Below are 22,800 nucleotides of genomic sequence, written 5' to 3' on the forward strand. Positions count from 1 at the left end.
CGCCGTTTTTGTCCGGTTCGAAGCTGATCGTCAGTGCTGCTGGTGCTTGCGGGACTTCTTGCGCGCGGGTTTGGCCGGTGCGGTCTTGGCTGGGGTGGCGCTTTCCACGCCGGCCCAGTCGACGTGGGGCAAGCCGAGCAGATCGTCGAACACCATCGGCATCAGCCCGCTGGGCATCGCGCCGCTGGAATTCCACAGCGTCACCACGCCGGCGTGGTACTTCGGGAAAAAGCCGATCATGGTTCGGTAGCCCGCCACGGCGCCGGCATGGAAGAGCAGCGTTTCGCCGTTGTAGGTGTAGACGCGCCAACCCAGCGCGTAGCTGGCATTGCTGAGCCGCGCGTGTCGCCACGGCGTGGCGCGCACCTCGGTGGGAGTCGCCACGCCGGGCGCGTGCAGCACGTCGAGCAGCGTGGTGGGCAACACGTCCTGGCGGCCGCCCATCTGCGCGATCAGCCATAGCTCCATGTCGCGGATGCTGGCATTGACTCCGGCGGCCGGCGCCACGCGGTAATAGGCGTCCTTGGGTTCGAACGGCACCCAGCTGTGGTTCCTTCCTGCATGGTGCGGCTGCGCCCAGCTTTTGCTGGACTCCAGCGCGGCACGTCCGTAGCTGGCCGTCTGCATGTGCAACGGTTTGAAGATGTCCTGTTCGACGAGTTTGTCGAAGAAGTTGCCGGTACGCGCGAACAGTACGTCGCCGATCAGGCTGAACGCCACGTTCTGGTAGCCGTAGCACACGCCGGGTGCGCAGGTGTTCTCGACTTCGTCGAGCTTGCGCACCAGTTCGTCGTAGGGCACGTCGTCTTCGAGCAGGTTGTCATAGGTGTTGTGCGGCAGGCCCACTCGCTGGCCGAGGATGTCGGCCACGGTGGCCAGCTCGGTGGACTGCACATCCTTGAGCTTGAAGTAGGGCAGCACGTTGACCAGCTTGGTATCCCAACCGAGCTTACCGGCGTCGACCTCAAGTCCGGTGACCGCGGTGGCGAAGGCCTTGGAGAGCGACGCCAGGCGGAACACCGTGATGGCCGTCACCGGTGTCCGGGCAGCGGCGTTGGCGTAGCCCTGGGTGTGCTCGAACACCACCTTGTCGTCGATCACCACCGCCGTGGCCAGCCCTGCGGCGCCATGGCGCGCATCGAGCTCGTCCAGCCAGCGTTGGTAATCCATCAGCGTGGCCTGGACGCGCGCCTGCGGAAGTTCCTCGGAGGGGATGTTCGCGCTGGCCGGCGGCAGGGCGCTTGCCGGGGCGGCCCGGACTTGGGGCTGTGCTTGGAGCTGTGTCTGCGCCTGGGTTTGGGCATGCGCCTGCATGGCGTGGACGCTGGTGCAGGCGAGGCAGGTGGTGCAGGCAAGGGCGAGGTGTCGAATCCGCATCTTCTTCGCAAGGCTGGGCGACGCGCGAAACGCCGAGATGGAATGCGTGGACGGGATCCATCGGCCACGCGGAACGCCGATTTTCCGGTACTTCGCGTGCCGGGACAATGCGCCCCCCGAGATGACCTTCGACGGCCGCCATATGGCGACACGCGGCGTGGAGGCGCGTGCTAGCCTTGCGCCCTTCCGGGCATGGCCCGTGCGGGATGCCACAGTGAGTTCGATTCGTTCCGCCGCCACGCGCGAGGGCGCCGAGTCTGGGCTGTCCGCGTTGGCGTTCTTCTTCGTGATGACGTCGTACTACATCATCCGGCCGGTGCGCGACCAGTTGAGTGGAGCTGTAGGTTCGCAGTCGTTACCGCTGTTCTACGGCGTGGTGTTCGCGGTCATGCTGTTGTTCACGCCGGTGTTCGGCTGGCTGGTGGCGCGCTTCTCGCGGCGCCGCATGCTGGCCTGGAGCTACAGTTTCTTCGCCGTCTGCCAGTTGGCCTTCGTGCCGGCCTTCATGGCGCAGGATCGCGTGGGGGCCCGAGAACTGGGTGTGGTGTTCTTCGCCTGGGGCAGTGTGTTCAACCTGTTCGTGGTGTCGCTGTTCTGGAGCGTGATGGCGGACATCTTCTCCAGCGAGCGCGCACGCCGAGTGTTTTCCTTGATTGCGCTCGGCGGCATGGCGGGAGCGATCTGCGGCCCGTTGCTCACCCGTCTGCTGGTTCACTGGCTGGGCGTGGCGCCATTGTTGGTGGTATCGGCACTGACGCTGGCGGCTGCACTGGTGCTCTTGCTGCACCTGTCTGCACATCACGAGCAGGCGCGACCGGGCAGGTCGGGCGGCGAGGCGATCGGTGGCTCGTTGTGGGCCGGCGTGCGTGAACTGTGGTCGCGCCCATTCCTGCGCTACATGGCATTGCTCATGCTGTTTGGCGATGGCGTCGGCACGTTGGCCTACGCGCTGGTGGCGGATTACGCGAAGCTGCATTTCGCCGGGAACGTAGCGCGCACCGCGTTCTACAACGACCTCGACCTTGCCACCAACACGCTGGGCGCGCTGCTGCAACTCACGCTTACGCGCTGGTTGCTGGTGCGCTTCGGCCCGGGCTGGGGCCTGGTGCTGCCTTCGCTGGTGAATGTTGCGCTGTTGCTGACGGTGATGATGGTCGGTCACGGCAGTGTGGCGGTGCTGGGTGCCACGATCCCGGCGCTGGCCGTGATGATGGTGACCACGCGTGGTTTCGCCTATGGCATGACCAAGCCGGCGGTGGATGCGCTGTATACGCGCGTGCCGCGCGAGACGCGCTACAAGGGCAAGAACTTCGTGGAAACCGCAGTGTGGCGCTTCGGCGACTTCGCGGTGACCAGCGCAGTGAGCGGCCTGCGCCTGCTGGGCGCGGGTATCAGCGGCCTCGCACTGGCGGGCGCCGGCGTGGCCGTGCTCGCCACCTGGGTGTCGATACGCGCCGGCTGGTCGCCCGATCTCGCGTCGGAGGAAAAGCGGGCCGCGTGAAGTGGCCGCCGCGCGCCTTCCGTACGCCCAATCCCGGCCTCAACCGGTGATGTAGCGTTCCAGATGCTCGATCTGTTCGGCCTGCGCGTCGATCACCGCCTTCACCAGGTCGCCGATCGAAATGACGCCCACCACCCTGCCGTCGTCGAGCACGGGCAGGTGGCGCACGCGGCTGTCGGTACACAGGCGCATGCAGTCGAGCACGTCGGTTTGCGGCCCCACGGTCAGCGGATCGCCGTGCATGATCTCGCTCACCGTCGCCTGCGACGACGAGCGACCCTGCAGGATCACCTTGCGCGCGTAATCGCGTTCGGACACCACGCCCAACAACTGCTCGCCACGCATCACCAGCAGTGCGCCGATGCGGTGCTCGGCCATCCGCTTGATCGCGTCCAGCACGGGCGCATCGGGCGCGATGGTGTGGATGGTGCCGCCTTTGTTCTCCAGCAGATGCTTGACCTGACGCATGTCCGATCTCCGGCCGTGGGAGCATGTGGTCAGTCTAACGCTGACATGCGCAACGGGTGTTGCCGCCCTGTGAAACACCGGCCTGGAGACGGCGGCAGAGGACAGTCGCCCGCTCCATTTCCGCGATCATGGAGGATCGCAATGGTCAGGGGCGCCCGAGGTAGGACGGGCCGCCGAGTTGGCGCATCTGCCGCTCGATCCAGCCAGCGCGGCGCATTACATAGGCGCTCGGACGATCCGCGTGCAGGCGCCGTGGGCTGGGCAGCACGGCGGCCAGCCGTGCCGCCTGCGACGGATCGAGCCGCGCGGGAGGTTCGTTGAAATAAGCCTCGCTGGCTGCGCCCACGCCGTAGATGCCGTTGCCCAGCTCGGCGATGTTCATGTACACCTCGAGGATGCGCCGCTTCGGCCAGGTCAGTTCGATCAGCACGGTGAAGTACGCCTCCAGCCCCTTGCGCACGAAGCTGCGGCCGTTCCACAGGAACAGGTTCTTCGCGACCTGCTGGCTGATGGTGCTGGCGCCGCGCAGGCGAGCGCCGTCGTCGGCGGCGTCGATCGCCTGGTGGATGGAGCTGAAGTCGAAGCCGTGATGGTAGGGGAACTTCTGATCCTCGCCGGCCACCATCGCCAGCGGGACCCATGGCGATACCTGCGACCACGGCACCCAGTGCTGGTGCAGACGGAAATCGCGCTCGCCATGCACCCAGGCGCCGACGTGCCGCTCCAGCATTACCGCGGAGGTGAAGGGCGGCACGAAGCGCATTGCCAGCACCATCAACCAGGTGAGCCCCAGCCAGGCCAGTACGGCAAAGACGATCCAGCGCAACACGCGGCGAGGGGAGAGTTGAAGGGGCATGGTGGGCGAATGGCGGGGAGTCGGGGCAGTATAGGTGCGGCTATTGCGCGGCCGTCATCCGGCCCCATCTAGCGGGGATCGTTTTGCGAGGTATCGGCTGTGGAAACCGTATTTGTCGAAGATGTGCTGCACCGCTTCCTGCTCGAGCGCGCCGGCGTGCGTGGCGCGTTGGTGCGGCTTGGGCCGGCGTGGCGCGAGGTGGCTGGACGCGTCGACTACCCGGTCGAGTTGCGCAATCTGCTGGGCGAGGCGCTGGCCGCCAGTGCGTTGCTGACCGCCAATATCAAGCTCGACGGCGAGTTGTCGGTGCAGTTGAAGAGCGCCGGCGCGTTGCGTCTGCTGTTCGCCGAGTGCACGGACCATGGCCGTTTGCGTGGCCTGGCGCGCTGGGATGGGCCGCTGCCCGAGCCGCTGTCGCTGGAATCATTGCCGCAGGCGGTGATGGCCATCACCATCGGCAACGTTGAACGCGGCCAGCGTTATCAGGGCCTCGTGGAATTGCGCGCGACGGACCTGGCAGGTGTCCTGGAGAACTATTTCGCGCAGTCAGAACAGTTGCCCGCGCGCCTGCTGCTGGCTGCCGACGGCGAGCACGCGGTGGGCCTGATGCTGCAGAAGCTGCCCGACGAAGGCGGCCAGGGCGCGGTGCAGGACGACGATGCGTGGACACGGGTGATGCACCTCACAGGCACGCTCGGTGCCGAGGAAATGCTGACCACCGCGCCGGAGCAACTGCTGTACCGCCTGTACCACGAGGAGTCCGTGCGCCTGTTCGCGCCGCGCCCCTTGGCCTTCGGCTGCAGCTGCTCGCGCGAACGGGTGGTGGCGATGTTGCGCTCGCTGGGCCGCGAGGAAGTGGAGGCCACGCTGGCGGAGCAGGACGGCCGCATCGAGGTGAACTGCGAGTTCTGCGCGCAACGCTACGAGTTCGACCGCATCGATGCGGAGCATCTGTTGCGCGATGCGGGCGGGGCGGGCACTTCCGGCACGGCGTAAGCGCCCGGCGGGCGCGCCTTGTGCGTGTCTACGGCAAGCGGTTTTCCGGGCGCAGCCAGTATTCGGCGGCCTGCCCGCGTGCGAACAGGAAGCCTTGGCCGTAACGGCAGCCCATGTCGAGTAGAGCCTGTTGTTGCGCTGTGTTCTCGATGCCTTCGGCGATCACTTGCATGCTCAGCGCATCGGCCAGCACCTGGATTGCGCGAATCACGGCCGCACCCTGGCCCTTGCGGTCGCTGTCCAGCTCGGTGACGAAGGAGCGGTCGATCTTCAGCGCGTCGAACGGATACTGGTGCAGGTAGCTCAGCGAGGAGTAGCCGGTGCCGAAATCGTCGAGCGCGATGCCCATGCCCTGCAGGCGCAGGTTTTCCAGCATCCGCTTCACCTGCGCCGGATTGTCCAGCAGCGTGCGCTCGATCACCTCGACGCGGATGCTGGAAGGCGGCACGTGGTACTTGTCCAGCAGCGCCAGCAAGCGGGCATCGAAGTCATCCGAGCGGAAGTGCAGGCCGGAGACATTGATGCTGATCGTGCCCTTGCCGCCAAGCAGCTGCATGGCTTGGGCGCAGACCTGTTCGAAGACCAGCCAGTCGATGGCCTCGGCGCAGCCGGTCTCCTCGGCGATCAGCAGGAAATCGTGCGGCAGCAGCAGGCCGCGCTCGGGGTGGTTCCAGCGCAGCAGTGCCTCGTAGCCGGCGATGCAGCCGTCGGCCAGCGACACGATGGGCTGGTAGAACGGCACGAACTCGCGGCGAGCCAGCGCATGGCGCAGATCGCCCTCCATGCGCAATTGGGACAGCGCCTCGTGGCGCAGGCGATCGTCGAACAGGGAGGCGCGATGGCGGCCGCCGTCCTTGGCGTGGTACATCGCGGAATCGGCGTCGCGCAACAGCTCCTCGGGTTGGCGATAGTGCGTATCTGCCATCGCGATGCCGATCGAGGCGGAGGTGAAGATTTCGCGGGTACCCAGGCGGAACGGCGCCTGCAACTCCTTCAGCACGCGCTCGGCGGTGCGCTGCGCCGCGGCGACGTCCGGCACCTGCTCGAGCAGCACGGCGAATTCGTCGCCACCCAGTCGAGCCACGATGTCGCGGGTTTTCAGGCAGGCGCGGATCCGACCGCCGACCTGGAACAAGAGGTCGTCACCGACCAGATGGCCGACCGAATCGTTGATGACCTTGAAGCGGTCGAGGTCGATGAACAGCACCGCAAACCCATCCTTCGGGTTCGCGAGGTAATGCTGCAATGCCTGCTCCAGACGTTGCAGCAGCATGGTGCGGTTCGGCAGGCCGGTGAGCGAGTCGTGCAGGGTCTCGTACTTCAGCCGGCGCTCGATGCGTTCGCGTTCGGCGATCTGCTCGCGCAGATCGCGGTTGGCGAGGCCCAACGCGCGGGTACGCTCCACCACGCGGCGCTCCAGGCTGGCGTAAGCCTGCTTCAGCGTGGCGTCGGCATGCTTGCGCTGCAATGCGTTGGCCACGTGGTAGCTGACGAAGGTGAGCAGTTCCTGGTCGCGTTCGCTGTAGGTATGTTCGGGGCTGTAACTCTGCACGGCCAGCACGCCGCGCACCTTGTCGGCCCAACTCAACGGCACGCCCAGCCAGCACACCGAGCGCGCCCCCGGGTTGACGATCTCGCCGCTGGCGATCAGGCGATCGATGGTCGCCATGTCCGCCAGCAGCGGTTTGCCGGTGCGTTGCACGTATTCGGTGGCTCCGCCGCCACGGCGGCGTGGCGGGCGTTCGCTGTTCATCTCGTCCACCGAATAGGGAAAGGTGATGAACTGCGTTTCCTCGTCGATAAGCGCGATGTACAGATTGCGTGCGTACAACAGACCGCCGATCACGCGATGCACGGCGGGATAGAAGTCGTCGAGGCTGTCGGTGGTGCCGGCCAGCTCGGCGATGCGGAACAGCGCCGCCTGCAGTCGTTCGCCGCGCTGGCGCTGCAGCACTTGCTGTCGCAGCACGCGGTTGGCCTCGCGCAGCGCGGTGGTGCGATCGGCGACGCGGCGTTCCAGTTCCACGTGGGCGCCACGCCGTTCTATCGTGGTCTGCACGTGCTGTGCCACATAGCTCAGCAGGTCGAGATCGTGCCGGGTGTAGCGCATCTTGGCGCGATAACTCTGCACCACGATGCAGCCGACGACCTGTCCTGAGCGGAACAATGGCACGCCGATGCAGTGCTCGCAGCGCGTACCGTGCAACTGGAACTGCCCGCCCAGTTCCTGCGCCAGCTCGTCGATGGCACCGAACAGAGGGCGTCCACGACGCAACAGGTTCCAGGTGACACCATGCAGCAGCTCGTTCAGCGGCACGCTGCGTTCGGGCGAAGGCACATCGACATCAAGGCTGTCCACGTAATACGGGAAGCGCACGCTGTCGCTGGCGGCGTCATACAGCGCTATGTAGAAGTTCTCTGCGTACATCAGGCTGCTCACGATGGTGTGCAGTGAGCGCATCAGCGCGGGCATGTCCTGTTCCGCGCTGGCTTGCTCTGCGATTGCATAGAGCGCGCGCTGCAGGCGTTCAGCCAATGCCAGCCGGGAGATCGCCTCGTACAGACGGCTGGATTCGGAGAGTTGGTTAAGGCGGGCATCGGCGAGCCGTCCCAGCCAGGCCAATTTGCCGCGCAGCGGCAGGGCAACCGGTTCGTCGTGGCTCAGTACGAGCACGAGCTGGTGTTGCACATCTTCCGCCAGTTCGTGGCGCCACCCGTGAGATTCCACACCCGGGCTTGCCAGCGGTTGCCAATGCAGCCGACCGGCGATGCCGAGATCCTCCAGGATGCGCGCGCAGGCCTCCAGCACGCTTGCGCTGTCCTGCGCCTTGAGCAACTGCTCGATGGCTGCCGGCACGCCGGCCAAGTCCTTGGCCAAGGCAGGCATGGGCGTGGAGCGCGGCGGCGGGGAAGCTGGGCTCATCAAAAGGGCAGGCGGGCAGGCTTCGGCGAAGAACCCGTTATATCCTGCGGGTCAGTAGTGCGCCAGTTGGAATCCAAGGTGACGCGAACCCCGCTATTGAGATGGCGGTCACAGGGTGTATTCATTAACTGTACCGAAACCCTTGTGTCGTTGTTATTTAAATGTAAAGTGCAGTAAACTTCTGCCGACAATTCCGAATCATAGCTACCGTAACGAACCTGCCGTCTATGCGTCGACTGCTTGCCCCAATGCTGCTGTGCTTGCTGCCCTTTGTGGCGGCCGGTCAGGGCGTGGACGATGCTAACGGCCAACTGGCCGGACAGTTGCTGAAGCAGCCGCCAGCGCAGGTCGCCAAGGTGAAGTCGGGCTTGGCGGTGCCGTTGTGGCGTGGCACGGACGGCCGCCTGCTCGTGCTCAAGGCAGACGGAAGCAATGGCGCCCAGGCACAGCGCGATTCGCTGTTGTCCCCCCATGCTGTCGATGCCTCCACGCTCGTGAGCACCGGCCTACAATACGGCCTGGCACCGAACTGGCAAGCGAACGCTGATGTCAGCCAGCAATCCTGGGTCAACAGCCCGTTGCGTGTGGTAGGCAGCGAGGTTGGCGCCACTTACTTCAACGGGCCTTACAGCCTTGGCGTGAGCGTGGGCAGCAACAGCACGCCAAACAGTACCAGTCTGCCGCGTGTGCTGCCCGGTGTGACGCCCAGCGTCGATGGCCTTACCGGTTTCGACAGCAGCTCGCAGCTCAATGCACGCGGCCGCCTGGCGCTGGGTACCAACAGCGGTGTGGACGTGGGCGCCAGTGTCGGCCGCATCCATCTGTTGCCGGGCAACCTGTTGGGCATCAGTACGCTGGATCAGAAAGCGATCAGCTTCGGCGTCGACCATGGCCCGATCAGCGGCACCCTTATCGGCCGCACCATGCAGCCTTTGGCTGGCGTGCCAGGGAATGGCTACAGCCCCGACCGCCGCTGGAACAGCATCGACCTTGGCGTGACGTGGCACTTGCCGTGGCAGGGCTCGCTCAGCGTGGGAGCTCAGAACCTGTGGTCGTCCGGTGCGCCGACGAACACGCCGGCCGGCCCCGAGCCGGATCAGTCGCGTACGCCTTACGTGCAATACCACCAGGATCTTTGATCCGCGATTCGCCCTGAATATCGCGCAGACAAGAGCGCCGTCGCGTAAAGCGATGGCGCTCTTGCTTTGGTGGTGCGATAGATCTCGGCTGTATGGACGCGTGTCTCCACATTGGCCGGGTCGTTCGGCTCCTAAAGCGTGCGAGTTCGCCAGCCTAAGCTGGGTATCTCATGCAACGCGCGCGTGGCAGGCAGCAGTAATGGCGCGTCATCGCGCTGGGCGCCGCGCTGTCACATCGGAAAGGCGAGCGCTGCTTGCTGAGCCTCCAGCGCCAGACGTAGCGGCTCCAACTGCTGTGCATAGCGGCGCCATTGGCCCAGTCCGCGTACATGGATCGATTCGCGTACCTGAGCGCTGCTGGGCGTGGCGACAGGCGCGGCATTGCGTTCAGGGCGGAAGCAGCCTTCCTCGACAGCCAGTCCGCAGTGAGCCAAGACACGGCTTACGGTTGCTTCGGTATCCTGCACGAGCGCCTCGTACCCCACGTCGAGCATGGCACCGGGCATCGTGCTGTGCCAATGCTGCGCCTGTCGCATGTATTGCGCGTGATAGTGCGCGAGTGCTGTGAGGTCGTAGCTGTACGAGGAAATATTGCCGAACAGAGCCTTGTAGTTGGAAAAGCAGGTATCCATGGGATCGCGCACCATATGCAAGATGGGGGCGTGCGGCAGGGCTCGCCGGATGAAGGAGACCATCTGGATGTTCGCGGGCAGCTTGTCGATGTAATACGCCCTGCCTTGCGCACGCCATTGGGTCTGCTTCAAGTAGCGCTGACCCAGTTCGCGGTAATCGACGTTGCCGCTGCGGCGGATGATTTCCAACAGGCCTGCGGACTGCGCAGGTGCCACGTCGGCCACCCAGTGCAGTTGGCGCCAGAAGTCGATGATTTCCCCTGCCGAAGCGACTAGCGAGTGGCTGGAAAGGATTCGTTCCAACAGGGTCGTACCCGACCGAGGCATGCCCACGACGAAGATGGGTACGGGGCCTGGCGGTCTGGCAGGGCCAGGCGGCGCGGGTGTCGCCGGCATGTTGAGCAGGGCCGCCGTGACAGCTTCCTCTGCCGCAGCGTCGTAGGGATTCAGGCTGCGCATGATCGCATTGCAACGCGATAGCGCCTCCCAGGCCTCCCCGTTCTGCCCGAGATCATCCAGCGTCTTGAAACGGGCATATTCGAATTCCGCACGCACGAAACCACGATCGGTATCGGTAGTTTCATGCGGCATCAGACGCAATTGCTTGTCGATCCGATCCAGCCGGTTCGCCCCGGGACGCTGCTTGCGTAGATTGACCAGTACCGTAACGGCGTCGCCGAATTGCGGCCATCGCGCAAGGCAGCGCTCCAGCACTGCCTCGGCCTCGTCGATCCTGCCGCTGAATTGCAGCAGCAGGGCGTGCATGTGGTGCTCGCCGGGCGAGTCGGCTCCAGCGTGCAGGGCCAATTGGATCCGCTCCAACGCCTTGGCGAGGTCGCCGATCATGAAGCGCAGGTGGGCCTGTGCAGCCAACAAGTCGGCCGGTGGAGCAGGTGCTTCTTCCAACAGGTCGAGGCAAGTCCGTGCAGCAAGGATTTCGCCATTGGCAACAAGGCGTTGCGTCAAGGAGACGATCAGCGGCGCATTGCGCGGGAGCCGGCTGGCAGCCGCCAGCAGCGGATGGCTGGAGGCGCGCAGGCGTCCGCGCCGAAACAATACTTCCGACAGCTCGATGAGCGTAGTGGTGTCGTGTGGCGCCTGGGCCAGTCGTGCTTCCAGCGACGTTTGCGACGAGGCTAGGCGGAGGTCGTCAGCCTCTTCCGGATGCCCGGAACGATGCTGGAATTTGTCGGGAAGGAGAGGCGTGAAAGGCATTGGGAGATAGTAATTCTGGTCTTCTGTGGGCTCAATTCGTTGCTTCGTTCAGCGCTGTAGGGGCGGGCATCGGTGCTTGAACATGGCTTGGCAAGGGGTGTTCGTTACCGTTAATTCGTAAATATTTACGGTTATAGAGTATAAAATTTGTGTTGACCTGTATTTTCTAACGTCATATTTTTGCTGTCGGTGGTCGTTAAGCGTACGGAATTTCGCATAATCTCATGCGAACTTGCGGCGCCGGAGGAATTTCCGCGATCCGCCGGATCCTGGCATTTGGGCCATCGATCCTTTGCACGCAATCCATTTGGGGAGAATCACGATGAGCATTCGATACCGTGCCGACGCCACGCGCTGGCGCCCGACGGCCTTGGCGATTGCCGTGGGCTTGAGTTTCAGCGGGGCCGCGCTTGCGCAGAGCACTGTCGGCAGCGTCTTCGGCCAGGCGCCAGTGGCGTCGGGTGAGACCGTAGTGGTCAGCAACACGTCGGGCTTCACGCGGGAAGTGCCTGTGGACAGCACGGGCCGCTATCGCGTCGACAATCTGCCCGTGGGTACCTATACGGTCACCCTGAAGCAGAACGGCAAGACGGTGAGTGCGCGCGACAACACCTATGTCTCCACCGGTGCCGCCGCAGGCGTTGACTTCGCTAGCGCCACCGGCGGCTCGAGCAACGCCAATCCCACCCAGCTGTCCTCGATAACGGTCTCGGCCAGCGCATTGCCCGCTATCGACGTCACCAGCGTCAACTCGAGCACTGTCATCACTGCAGCCGATCTGCAGCGGTTGCCGGTGGCGCACAGCGCCGAGGCCATCGCACTGCTCGCGCCGAATACCGCCTCAGGTAGCGGCTTCTTCACCGGGCCGTCCGGTCAATCGCTGGTGTCGTTCGGTGGTTCCAGCGTGTCAGAGAATGCCTATTACGTGAACGGCTACAACGTCGGCGAACCGTACAAGAATCTGGGCGGCTTCCAGTTGCCCTATGGCGCCATCGAGCAGCAGGAAACCCTTGCCGGCGGGTACGACGCCAAATATGGTCGTTCCGACGGCGGCGTGATCAACCAGGTCGGTAAGCGCGGCAGCAACGAGTGGCACTTCGGCGGCCAGGTCGCTTGGCAGCCGCGCTATCTGGAGAGCGATCCGGTCAATTACCGCTACGGCAACCCGGCCATTCCTGCATCGAGCAGCCTGGTCAACTATGCCGCGGGTCCGAATGCTCCCGGGTCTCTGCGCCAGTACCGCAACGACAACACGTCCTGGCAGACGATCTACTCCGCCTACGTGGGCGGCCCGCTGGTCAAGGACAAGCTGTACATGTTCCTGGCAGGCGAGACCACGCGCACGCAAGGCACCAATGTCGAGAACAACGACAATGCCAAGGTGCAGGATTACCGCAACAAGGAAACGAAGTTCTACGGCAAGCTGGACTGGAACATCACCGACAGCAACATCCTGGAACTGACGGCGCTGAAGGACAACAACAGCCTGGGCGCCGGATCGACCTACGATTTCGACTACGACACGCTCCAGCGCGGTGCGTTCTCCAGCAAGAACGATGTCACCAAGGACAACGCGCAGATCTATGTAGCGCACTTCACCAGCTACATCACCGATGCGGCCACGCTAAGCATTACCGGTGGCAAGGCACGCTTCCAGGATCCTGTCGTATACGGCAATACCAGCCCGCTGCCGTTCATTTCCGGCGCGAGCAATGCGACGCTGCCCGACGGCAGCCATCCGGGCAACGCGCAGACCAACACCTCATGGACCGCGCCGGGCGCCAAGAACGCTACCCGCGGTCTGCGCGTGGATTTCGATTACAAGCTGGGCGACCACGATCTGCTTGCGGGTATCGACAACATGTTCTACCGGGCCGTGGACCAAGGGCCGGATCAGCAGAACCCGTTCGATCCATCGGTCAATTACTACTGGCGTTACATGGCTGGCGGTCAGGTGCAGAAGCGCGAGATCGGCTGGATGACCAGCATGTCGACGGCGCAGAAGGCCTACTACCTGCAGGACAACTGGCAGGTGGCGCAGAACGTGTACCTGAGCATCGGTCTGCGCAACGACCGCTTCACCAACTACAACGACTTGGGACAAGCCTTCGTCGACGAGAAGAACCAGTGGGAGCCCCGTATCGGCGCTAGCTGGGATGTGTTCGGCGACTCATCGTTCAAGGTCTACGGCAATGCAGGCCGCTACTACCTGGCGCTGCCCGACAATGCGGCGGAGCGAGCAGCCAACCGCTCGACCTATCTCACCACGCTGTATTCGTACGCCAGCATCGACCCGGTCACGGGTATCCCGCAGGGCCTGACCCAGGCCGGACCGACGACTTCCCCGGACGGCGAAACGGGAGCGCCTAAGGATCCGATGCAGGTTGCCGCGCGCAATCTGAAACCGGAGTACCTGGACGAATTCATCGTCGGCTTCGACAAGAAGCTGGGGGATAACTGGGTGTACGGAGCCAAGGCCACGTGGCGTAACCTGAAGGCCGCAATCGACGACGAATGCGAGCCCGGCATGATCGCCGCCAAGATGACCAAGATGGGCCTCGATCCGAACGCCTACTCCGATTCGTTGTATGGCGCTTCGTATTGCCGCCTGTTCAACCCGGGACGCACCAACGACATGCTGGTGGTGTCGGACGACGGCAGCAGCAAGGTCACCGTGCCCATGACTCTGCAGGACTGGGGCTTCAGTCGCGGTGCCGTCCGCAAGTACGGCGCGCTGAACCTCTATCTGGAGCACCCGTTCGACGGCAAGTGGTATGGCCGCATCGATTACACCTTCACGCGAGGCTTCGGCAACACCGAAGGCCAGGTGCGCTCGGACTTCGGCCAGGAAGACATTTCCAAGACCGAGGACTGGGACAGCTGGCAGCTTATGGATGGGCAGTACGGCGAGTTCGCCAATATCCGCAAGCACCAGGTCCGCTTCCGCGGGAATTACCAGATCAATCCAGAGTGGCTGCTCTCCGCCACGCTTCTGGTGCAATCCGGCATGCCGCAGGAGTGCCTTGGTTATTACGGGCCGCTCACCCAGGGGCCGGGAGGCTACAAACCCGGCGGCGACAACGACCCGACCGGCTACAACAACTACGGTACCGGCAACTATCACTGGTGCAATGGCCAGCGCGTGCCGCCTGGATCGGTCGGCCACACGCCATGGACCGAGCTGCTCAACCTTGGCGTGCACTATCGTCCGGCGTTCGCCGGGAACAAGCTTGGCTTCAACCTGGATATCTTCAACGCGCTGAACCAGCAGCGGCCGTTGCAGACGGACCCGTCGTTCCCGGCTTCGTTTGATCCGACCAGCAACACGATTTACGTCAACACTTACTACAAGCAGCCGTTGTTCACCAACCCGCCGCGCACCGTGCGGTTGTCGGTGACCTACGATTACTGACAAGTTCCGGCGTTGATGCCACATCGCCACCGGTCGTCAAGACCGGTGGCCTTTTTTATGGGTGTCCGGCTGGCCTCGTTTGCATCATTTCGATGTACGGATGCGCAGGTCGCCGCTGAAGGTCTCGACATTGATTGTGCCGCTGCCGTTGCCAAGGGTGGCGTCGAGCTTGCTGCCGGGGCCGTGCTCGGATTTCTGCGCGGCGCCGACGTCGCTGCGCAGGTCGCCGCTGAAGCTGCTGGCATGCACGGTGGCATTGGCGGCGGCGGGCAGTTGCAATTGCACGTTGCCGCTCATGCTGTCGACAGACAGCTTGCCGTCCTGCGCGAGGTTGCCGGCGAGCTGCACGTCGCCCGACACCGTGCTCAGCGTGAGCTGGCGCCATGGGCCGCCATTGCCTTGGATGCGACCGGAAACCGTCTGCAGTTTCGCCTGATCGCCCAGCACCGGGGCGAGGATGTCGCCGCTCACGGTCTGCAGGTTGGCTTGCGTTGCATGGCCAGCCAATTCGATGTTGCCGCTGACGCTTTCGATGTAGAGCGACGGACTGTTCGCGTTGATGCGCGCCCGCCCGCTGACCGTGTTGACGGAGATCTTGCCGCCATCCATGCCGTCGACTACCAGCGGTGCGCTCACCACGCGTACATCCAGCGAGGCGCCGCGCGGTACGTGCAGATCCAGCATGGTCGGGCCCATGCGGTTGTCGCTGCCCCAATTGAGCCAGCCGCCGCCGTTGCCCTGCGGTTGAACTTCGATGGCGAGCTTGTCGTCATTGCCTGTGATCGCCAGCGGCTTGGCGCCGTCGCCGAGCTGGCCGTCGACCTGCACCGTGGCCCGATCCCATGCGGTGACGCGTACTTCGCCGGAGATGTTGCTGATGCTGATGTGGGCAGTAGGCGTCGCGGCATGCTGCAGGTTGATCGGCGTGCCAGCCATGGCCTGGCCTGCGCAAAGGCACAACAGCAAGGGGGCGTAACGGGCGGTGGTTTTCATGATCGTTCCCGGCTGCGGTCAGCCGGCCTCCTGGGCGAGATGGCGCAATTGCGTTTGTTGCTGTTCGGTGCGCGCCAGCAGGCGCTGCAACGAGGTGGAATCGGGAGACTGTTGCATGGCCTGCCGCAGTTCGATGCGGGCAGCATCCAGTTCGATCGCCGCACCGCTGAGGCGCGGATCGGCCGGCTTCCAAGGCGCGCTGGCCAGTGCAGGTGCGTTGTCCGGTGCGTCATGGGCGGTGCGGTGCAGGTGCAGACCGATATCACCGATAAGCAGGAAAGCACCAGCCAGCGCGGCGGCGAGCAGCCATGGCCGCGGCGGCGCATGACGGGTGACGTGCTGCGGTGCCGCGCTTTCGCCGCGGTCTTCCAGTGCAGCGTCGATCGTCTCCCACAGGTCGCGGCGCGGTGCGACGGGCTCGCGCAGCTTGCGCATCTGCTGGCGCCATTCGAATTCGTTCATGGGTTTTCTCCCAGGGCGCGGCGCAGCAGTTGCCGCGCGCGGTGCAATTGCGCTTTGGACGTGCCCACGGCCATGTCCATCTCCTCGCTGATTTCTTCGTGCCGCCAACCTTCCACGTCGTGCAGCACCAATACGGCGCGCGCGCGCGGCGGCAGCTTGCCGATGGCGCGTTCGAGTTCTTCGCGTTCTGCGGCGCAGAACGGCGTTTCGCCATGGTCGGGCAGTTTTTCCTCGTCCATGAAGCCGACCGGGTCGGCGCGGCGGGCGCGGATTTCCATCAGTGCCATGTTGACCGCGAGGCGGTACAGCCAGGTGCCGAACGCACTTTCGTGACGGAAGCTGGGCAGCTTCTGCCATGCGCGCACGAAGGCTTCCTGGGTGAGATCCTCGGCACGGGCATGGTCATAGCCGGCCAGCCGATACATCGCGCCGTTGATGCGTTCAACATGCCGGCAGTACAGCCGCTGGAACGCACGGCGGTCGCCCATGGCGGCCGCGCGCGCGTCGTCCTTGTCGTCGTCGGCGGCAGCGGGGGCTGGCGGCATCGGGCTGGCGGTGGCGGGGCAGGCAGCGATCATCTTGCCAGCTTGGATGCCCGCCGTGCCGAAAGGGTTTGCATCGCCGTGGGCACAGGTCCGCGGCGATGCGCGCACGCTCAGGCCGAGGCGACCTTGCGCTCGATGGTTTCCAGCGCGAGGGCTACGCGTTGCTGTTCCCCGTGCAGCGCCGCAGGTGTGCGGGGCGAAAAGCTGGCCAGATATTCGCCGATAGCGGCCAACTCGACCTGCCATCCTGCCTGATCCACGTCGAGCAACTCCGCCAGTGCGGTCTTGTCGAGGCTCAGCCCGTCAAGCTTCAGCTCGCCGGGCGCGGGGAGGGTGCCGACGGGGGTTTCCTTGCCGCGCACCTTGCCTTCAACGCGCGCGATCATCCACTCCAGCACGCGCAGGTTGTCGCCGAACCCCGGCCACAGGAACTTGCCGTCCTTGCCCTTGCGGAACCAGTTGACGTGGAAGACCTTGGGCAACTTGGCGCCGGGCTGGTCGAAGCTCAGCCAATGCGCAAAGTAGTCGCCGTAGTGGTATCCGCAGAAGGGCTTCATCGCCATCGAATCGCGGCGCAGCACGCCGACGGCGCCGGTGGCTGCGGCCGTGGTTTCCGAGCCCATCGCGGCACCCATCAGCACACCGTGCGTCCAGTCACGCGCCTCCATCACCAGTGGCAGCAAGGAGGGGCGGCGACCGCCGAACACGATGGCGCTGATCGGCACGCCCTGCGCGTCTTCGGCCTTGGGCGACCAGGTGGGGCACTGCTTGGCGCTCACCGTGAAGCGCGAGTTGGGATGTGCGGCGGGTCCATTGGCGGGGTCGTAGGGGCGGCCCTGCCAATCGGTGACCGGCGTGCCGGGCAAGCCCTCCCACCACGGCTGGTTGTCGGCGGTGACGGCGACATTGGTGAAGATGGTGTCGTGCGAAATGCTTTTGAGCGCGTTGGGGTTGCTGCTGTCGCTGGTGCCCGGCGCCACGCCGAAGAAGCCCGCCTCGGGATTGATGGCGTATAGACGTCCATCCGTGCCGGGGCGCATCCAGCAGATGTCGTCGCCCACCGTCCACACCTTCCAGCCATCCCTGCGGTAGCCCTCGGGCGGAATCAGCATCGCGAGATTCGTTTTGCCGCAGGCTGAGGGGAAAGCGGCGGCGATGTAGTGCGTTTCGCCGCTGGGGTTCTCGATGCCGACGATCAACATGTGCTCGGCCAGCCAGCCCTCGTCACGGGCCTGGTTGCTGGCGATGCGCAGCGCGTGGCATTTCTTGCCCAGGAGTGCGTTGCCGCCGTAGCCGGAGCCGTAGGATTTAATCGTGCGCTCCTCGGGGAAGTGCATGATGAAACGGCGTTCCGGATCCAGTTCGCCGGTGGAGTGCAACCCCTTCACGAAGATGCCTTCGTTTTCGATGCGCTCCTGGGCCGCCTTGCCCATGCGGGTCATGATCTTCATGTTGGCGACCACGTAAGGGCTGTCGGTGATCTCCACGCCGCAACGCGACAGCGGCGAGCCGATCGGGCCCATGCAGTACGGGATCACGTACATGGTGCGGCCTTCCATGCAGCCGTCGAATAGCGCATCCATCTTCGCGTGCGCCTCGGCCGGGGCCAGCCAATGGTTGTTCGGACCGGCATCCTGCTCGTTCTGGTGGCAGACCAGGGTGAGGTGCTCCACGCGTGCCACGTCGGACGGATGGGAGCGATGCAGGTAGCAGCCTGGGTGGGTCTGCTGGTTGAGCTCGATCAGGGTGCCGTCGGCCAGCATTTGCCGGACCAGCGTCTGGTATTCGGCTTCGGAGCCGTCGCACCAGTGGATTTTCGCGGGACGGGTAAGTGCCGCAACTTCGTTGACCCAACGTTCGAGCGCGTCCAGAGTGCTTGCCATCATGTCCTCACTGGTCTTTATAAAAAAGGGTGGAGGAACCGTAGTTTGCGAGCACTGGCATTGCAAGGAAGAATGCAGCAAAAACCGCCAGTGGCGTTTTCTTGCGCCGCATCTTAGGGATGGCGCGGGGGATGGTGGCCAGGAAGATCGGTCGTAAAAACGGCGCCAAGCGGCGCCGTTCGCAAGCTCTTGCCGGAGGGGGTCAGGCCGGAATAAGGGTAGCGATCATGTGTTCCACGTAGCCATCGAACTCTTCGTGGTTGATGCGCGGAAGACCCAGGGTGAAATTCAGTTGCAGAAAGCCCACGTAGGCGGCGTACGTGAGCCGCGCGCGATTCAACGCCTCACGTGGCGGCAGACCGGCTTCGCGGTAGGCGGTGTGCAGGAACTCGGTACGTCGCTGCGACACGCGCGCCATCACGGGAACCACCAGCGGATGATCCAGCGCCTTCAGCAAAGCGGCGTACACGCGGTGTGGCTGCAGCTCGTGCGCCACGCGGCGGAACAATTCGGGCAGGCGCTGGCGCGGATCGGCGATCTGCTCGATCTGGCCCAGCACTTCGTTTTCGCCGTACTGCTCCCAGCGTTCCAGCGCGGCCTGCAGCAACGCTTCGCGGGTGCGGAAGTGCCAGTAGAAGCTGCCCTTGGTGACGCCCAGTTGGCGGGCCAAGGCTTCGACGGCCAGCGCACCCACGCCTTGGTCGGCGATCAATTGCAGGGCGGCTACTTCCCAGTCTTCCGCGGTGAGGCGGGTTCGTTCGGGTTTCGGGCTTGAATCCATGACCGTATGGTAGCCGCTGCGCCGGGCTTTAGTAACCCGCGCGAATGGGTTGACGGCACTCGATCGAGCAATCCATACTCATCCGTATGGACAAGTCAATTGCCCCTGCTGCCCACATCGAATCCATCGCCGCCCTCGACGGTGCACAGTTAGCTATGGAGACGCATCGTGCAGATGGCGCGCCCACTCTCTTGTTCGCCCATGGCTTCGGCCAGACGCGTGGTGCGTGGAACGGGGCGGTCGCCGCGTTGGCGGCGTGTGGCTGCCGCTGCGTCAGCTTCGACGCACGTGGTCACGGCGAGAGTGGACGCGCGCCGGGCGGCGATTACCACATGCAACAGTTCGTGGACGACCTGCTGCTGCTGGCCCGTGCGCAGCCCGAGCGGTCGGTGCTGGTCGGTGCCTCGATGGGCGGGCTGCTTGGGCTGGTGGCCGCAGGAGAGGCGCAGCCTCCACCGTTTCGCGCCCTGGTATTGGTAGACATCACGCCGCGTTGGGAGACGAAGGGCGTGGAGCGCATCCTTGCCTTCATGCAGGCGCATCCGGCCGGTTTTGCCGACTACGTGGAAGCCGCCGAACAGATCGCCGCCTACCTGCCACACCGTCCCGGCCGCAAGAGCGAGGAACAATTGCGCCCGCTGCTGCGCGAAGGCGCAGACGGTCGCTTGCGCTGGCATTGGGATCCGGCGTTGCTGGCCGGCGACTTGATCGCCGAGAGCGAGCGCTATCAGCCGCGCCTGTTCGCCGCCGCCGCGAAGGTGGGGGTACCGGTGTTGCTGCTTTCGGGCGAGCGCAGCGACGTGGTGTCGCATGACACCGTCGCCGAGTTCAGGCAACTGGTGCCGCACGCACGCCACATCGAAGTGGCTGGCGCCACCCACATGCTGGCGGGTGATGCCAACGATGCATTCACCCGCGAGATCGCACATTTCATCCAGTCACTGGACGATGCAGTTGCCGGGTCAGGCGCATGCATCGCCCAACAGGCATGACCGCAACGAGGAAGTCGAGATGGCCGTAATACTCACCCTGCTGGCGGCGCTCATCGCGAGCGGCGCCTGTGCCTACCACCGCAGCAGCCTACGCACTTTTGCCATCGCGGCGCCGTTGGTCACGCTGGTCGTGGGCCTGCTCGCCGGCGCGTTCTGGACGATGGTCGTCCTGCTGATTGTCGAACTGGGCATCGCGATACCACTGCTGATGGACAGCTTCCGCCGCAGGAAGATCACCGCCCCGCTGCTGAAAATGTTCGCCAAGGTCACGCCGAAGCTGTCGGAGACCGAGCAGACCGCGCTGGAAGCCGGCACCGTGGGGTTCGAGGGCGAGCTGTTCTCCGGCAAGCCGGACTGGCATGAGCTGCTGAAGCAGCCCAAGCCCGAACTGAGCGTGGAGGAGCAGGCCTTTCTCGACGGTCCGGTGGAAGAGCTCTGCGGGATGATCGACGACTGGCAGATCACCCATGAGCTGGCCGACCTGCCGCCGGAAATCTGGGCCTTCATCAAGAAGCATCGCTTCTTCGGCATGATCATCCCGAAGCAGTACGGCGGCCTGCAATTTTCCGCGCTGGCGCATTCGGCGGTGCTGCAGAAACTGTCGACGATGTCGGCCACGGTGGCGTCCACGGTGGCCGTGCCGAATTCGCTGGGCCCGGCGGAGCTGCTGCTGCACTACGGTTCGGACGAGCAGAAGAACTACTACTTGCCGCGCCTCGCAGTGGGTGAGGAGATTCCCTGCTTCGCGCTCACCGGCCCCTACGCCGGCTCCGACGCCACCTCGATTCCCGACTACGGCGTGGTCTGCAAGCAAGTTGCGGACGGCGTCGAGACGCTGGGCGTGAGGCTCAACTTCGACAAGCGCTACATCACCTTAGCACCGGTCGCCACCGTGGTGGGTCTGGCTTTCCGCATGTACGACCCCGAGCGTCTGCTGGGCGAGAAGGAAGATCTCGGCATCACGTTGGCGCTGCTGCCACGTTCCACACCTGGGCTGGAAATCGGCCGTCGCCATTTCCCGCTCAACATTCCGTTCCAGAACGGCCCGATCCACGGCAAGGACGTGTTCGCACCGCTCAGCACCCTGATCGGTGGCCCGCAGATGGCCGGCCACGGCTGGCGCATGCTGGTGGAATGCCTGTCGGTGGGCCGCGCGATCTCGCTGCCGTCGAACGCAACCGGTGCGATGCGCGGCTCCGCGGCGGCTACCGGCGCGTACGCGCGCATGCGCAAGCAGTTCGGTCTCGCGATTGCCCGCTTCGAGGGCGTGGAGGAGGCGCTGGGCCGCATCGGCGGACTTACCTACGCCACCACTGCGCTTTCGCGCGCCACCGCGGCGGCGGTGGACCGCGGCGAGAAGCCCGCGGTGCCCTCGGCCATCGCGAAGTACCACGCCACCGAATGGGCGCGCGTGGTGGCCGGCGACACCATGGACGTGCACGGCGGCAAGGCGGTGCAGCTGGGCCCGAAGAACTACGCAGGACGCGGTTGGTCCAGCGTGCCGATCGCGATCACGGTGGAGGGCGCGAACATCATGACGCGCAGTCTGATGATCTTCGGCCAGGGCGCGATCCGCTGCCATCCTTACGTGTTGAAGGAAATGGACGCGCTATCGATCGTCGATTACCGGGAACGGTTGCACAGCTTCGACAAAGCGCTGTTCGGCCACATCGGCTTCGGCCTGTCCAACGCAGCGCGCAGCTTCGCGATGGGACTCTCCGGCGGACGCATGGGTGAGGCTGCGGGCGATTCCTATACGCGCCGCTACTACAAGAAGCTCAACCGCTACTCCGCAGCGCTGGCGTTGTGTGCCGATACCTTCATGGGCGTATTGGGCGGCAAGTTGAAGTTCAAGGAGAAGCTCTCTGCGCGCCTCGGCGACGTGCTGAGCTATCTGTACATCGCGAGCTCGATGCTCAAGCGCTACGAGGATACCGGCCGGCCGGAGGCGGATCGTCCCTTCCTCGCCTGGGGCTTCCACGAGTGCATGTGGCTGATCCAGAACGCGCTGGATGGCGCCATACGCAACTTCCCGGTGCGTCCGGTGGCGTGGCTGCTGCGCGTGCTGGTATTCCCGCTGGGCCGCCGCGAAGTGCCACCATCAGATCGCCTGGGCCGGCGCGTGGCCGCGCTGCTCACGGCACCGAACGATGCCCGTGCGCGCCTCACCGAGTGGGTGTACCTCACGCCCACGGCGAACAACACGGTAGGCCGCATGGACGCGCTGTTGCCCGACGTGATCGCCGCCGAGCCGGTGGAGCGCAAGTTCCTCAAGGGCTTGAAGGCCGGCCAGTTCAAGGCGCACGACTACGATGGCCAACTGGCCGAGGCGCTCGCCGCCGGCGTGCTCAGCCAGGCCGAACACGACCTGTTGAAGCGCGTGCACGCGGCGGTATTCGAATTCATCTCGGTGGATGACTTCGACCCGTCCGAGCTGGGTGCGGCAGTGACTCGCGCGGACGAGCGCCGCAAGCAGTTGGCCGACGCGGCATAAGCCGGGTCGTGGACGACGAGGCGTGCGTCGCCTCGTTCGTCCGTCGGGAGCCAGGAACATAAGCAACGCGCGGAAACTGTAATGCCGGTTTTCCGTATTGCCGCCGGCCGTGGGCTCTCGGCCGGTTGATC

General features: G+C 64.7%; 16 protein-coding genes. 6 read left to right on the top strand and 10 right to left on the bottom strand.

The features are described from left to right. Positions 1 to 30: 30 nt before the first annotated feature. A complete protein-coding gene (locus IHE49_RS12530) occupies positions 31 to 1,314 on the bottom strand; it encodes a serine hydrolase domain-containing protein (protein WP_192158511.1) in 1,284 nt (427 codons plus the stop codon). Between the two features lie 277 nt (positions 1,315 to 1,591). Here IHE49_RS12530 and IHE49_RS12535 point away from each other — a divergent pair, with 277 nt between their 5' ends. Continuing rightward, a complete protein-coding gene (locus IHE49_RS12535; RefSeq protein ID WP_343227577.1) occupies positions 1,592 to 2,878 on the top strand; it encodes an MFS transporter in 1,287 nt (428 codons plus the stop codon). A 39-nt stretch (positions 2,879 to 2,917) separates the two neighbouring features. Here IHE49_RS12535 and IHE49_RS12540 read toward each other — a convergent pair whose 3' ends face one another. Next, positions 2,918 to 3,346, bottom strand: a complete 429-nt coding sequence (locus IHE49_RS12540; protein ID WP_192158379.1) for a CBS domain-containing protein — start codon at positions 3,344 to 3,346, stop codon at positions 2,918 to 2,920. Positions 3,347 to 3,491: 145 nt separating this feature from the next. Beyond that, entirely contained in the window at positions 3,492 to 4,202 is a 711-nt protein-coding gene (gene mtgA / locus IHE49_RS12545; RefSeq protein ID WP_192158381.1) for a monofunctional biosynthetic peptidoglycan transglycosylase, read from the bottom strand. A 99-nt stretch (positions 4,203 to 4,301) separates the two neighbouring features. On the opposite strand from mtgA, the gene IHE49_RS12550 reads away from it, so the two are divergent. Next, a complete protein-coding gene (locus IHE49_RS12550; protein ID WP_192158383.1) occupies positions 4,302 to 5,198 on the top strand; it encodes an Hsp33 family molecular chaperone HslO in 897 nt (298 codons plus the stop codon). 28 nt (positions 5,199 to 5,226) lie between these two features. Here IHE49_RS12550 and IHE49_RS12555 read toward each other — a convergent pair whose 3' ends face one another. Continuing rightward, positions 5,227 to 8,085, bottom strand: a complete 2,859-nt coding sequence (locus IHE49_RS12555; protein WP_225578420.1) for an EAL domain-containing protein — start codon at positions 8,083 to 8,085, stop codon at positions 5,227 to 5,229. A 263-nt stretch (positions 8,086 to 8,348) separates the two neighbouring features. Here IHE49_RS12555 and IHE49_RS12560 point away from each other — a divergent pair, with 263 nt between their 5' ends. Beyond that, positions 8,349 to 9,260, top strand: coding sequence for a hypothetical protein (locus IHE49_RS12560; RefSeq protein ID WP_192158387.1), 912 nt, complete (start codon positions 8,349 to 8,351; stop codon positions 9,258 to 9,260). A gap of 230 nt (positions 9,261 to 9,490) precedes the next feature. Here the strand turns inward: IHE49_RS12560 and IHE49_RS12565 are convergent, their stop codons facing one another. Then, complete coding sequence (locus tag IHE49_RS12565) at positions 9,491 to 11,107, bottom strand: sulfotransferase (protein WP_192158389.1); 1,617 nt, start codon at positions 11,105 to 11,107, stop codon at positions 9,491 to 9,493. Between the two features lie 322 nt (positions 11,108 to 11,429). Between IHE49_RS12565 and IHE49_RS12570 the strand changes: the two genes are divergently transcribed. Continuing rightward, positions 11,430 to 14,519: a TonB-dependent receptor gene (locus IHE49_RS12570; protein WP_192158391.1), complete on the top strand. Its 3,090-nt coding sequence runs from the start codon at positions 11,430 to 11,432 to the stop codon at positions 14,517 to 14,519. Between the two features lie 84 nt (positions 14,520 to 14,603). Here the strand turns inward: IHE49_RS12570 and IHE49_RS12575 are convergent, their stop codons facing one another. The 5 genes from IHE49_RS12575 to IHE49_RS12595 form a co-directional block, all read right to left on the bottom strand. Further along, positions 14,604 to 15,512: a DUF4097 family beta strand repeat-containing protein gene (locus IHE49_RS12575; RefSeq protein WP_192158393.1), complete on the bottom strand. Its 909-nt coding sequence runs from the start codon at positions 15,510 to 15,512 to the stop codon at positions 14,604 to 14,606. Between the two features lie 18 nt (positions 15,513 to 15,530). Continuing rightward, positions 15,531 to 15,974 (bottom strand): hypothetical protein, encoded by a 444-nt coding sequence (locus IHE49_RS12580; protein ID WP_192158395.1) that lies wholly within the window; start codon positions 15,972 to 15,974, stop codon positions 15,531 to 15,533. Then, positions 15,971 to 16,519 (bottom strand): sigma-70 family RNA polymerase sigma factor, encoded by a 549-nt coding sequence (locus IHE49_RS12585; RefSeq protein WP_192158516.1) that lies wholly within the window; start codon positions 16,517 to 16,519, stop codon positions 15,971 to 15,973. The genes IHE49_RS12580 and IHE49_RS12585 overlap by 4 nt, the downstream gene beginning before the upstream one ends. A gap of 110 nt (positions 16,520 to 16,629) precedes the next feature. Continuing rightward, positions 16,630 to 18,402 carry a phosphoenolpyruvate carboxykinase (GTP) gene (locus tag IHE49_RS12590; RefSeq protein WP_192158397.1) on the bottom strand — a complete coding sequence of 591 codons (1,773 nt, stop codon included), beginning with the start codon at positions 18,400 to 18,402 and terminating at the stop codon, positions 16,630 to 16,632. A gap of 202 nt (positions 18,403 to 18,604) precedes the next feature. After that, entirely contained in the window at positions 18,605 to 19,183 is a 579-nt protein-coding gene (locus IHE49_RS12595) for a TetR/AcrR family transcriptional regulator (protein WP_192158399.1), read from the bottom strand. A gap of 86 nt (positions 19,184 to 19,269) precedes the next feature. Between IHE49_RS12595 and IHE49_RS12600 the strand changes: the two genes are divergently transcribed. After that, entirely contained in the window at positions 19,270 to 20,175 is a 906-nt protein-coding gene (locus IHE49_RS12600; RefSeq protein WP_192158401.1) for an alpha/beta hydrolase, read from the top strand. A 19-nt stretch (positions 20,176 to 20,194) separates the two neighbouring features. Next, complete coding sequence (locus tag IHE49_RS12605; protein ID WP_192158403.1) at positions 20,195 to 22,669, top strand: acyl-CoA dehydrogenase; 2,475 nt, start codon at positions 20,195 to 20,197, stop codon at positions 22,667 to 22,669. The last annotated feature ends 131 nt before the right edge of the window (positions 22,670 to 22,800 follow it).

Origin of the sequence: Rhodanobacter sp. 7MK24 (assembly GCF_014842995.1) — a bacterium.
Classification (GTDB): Bacteria; Pseudomonadota; Gammaproteobacteria; order Xanthomonadales; family Rhodanobacteraceae; genus Rhodanobacter_A.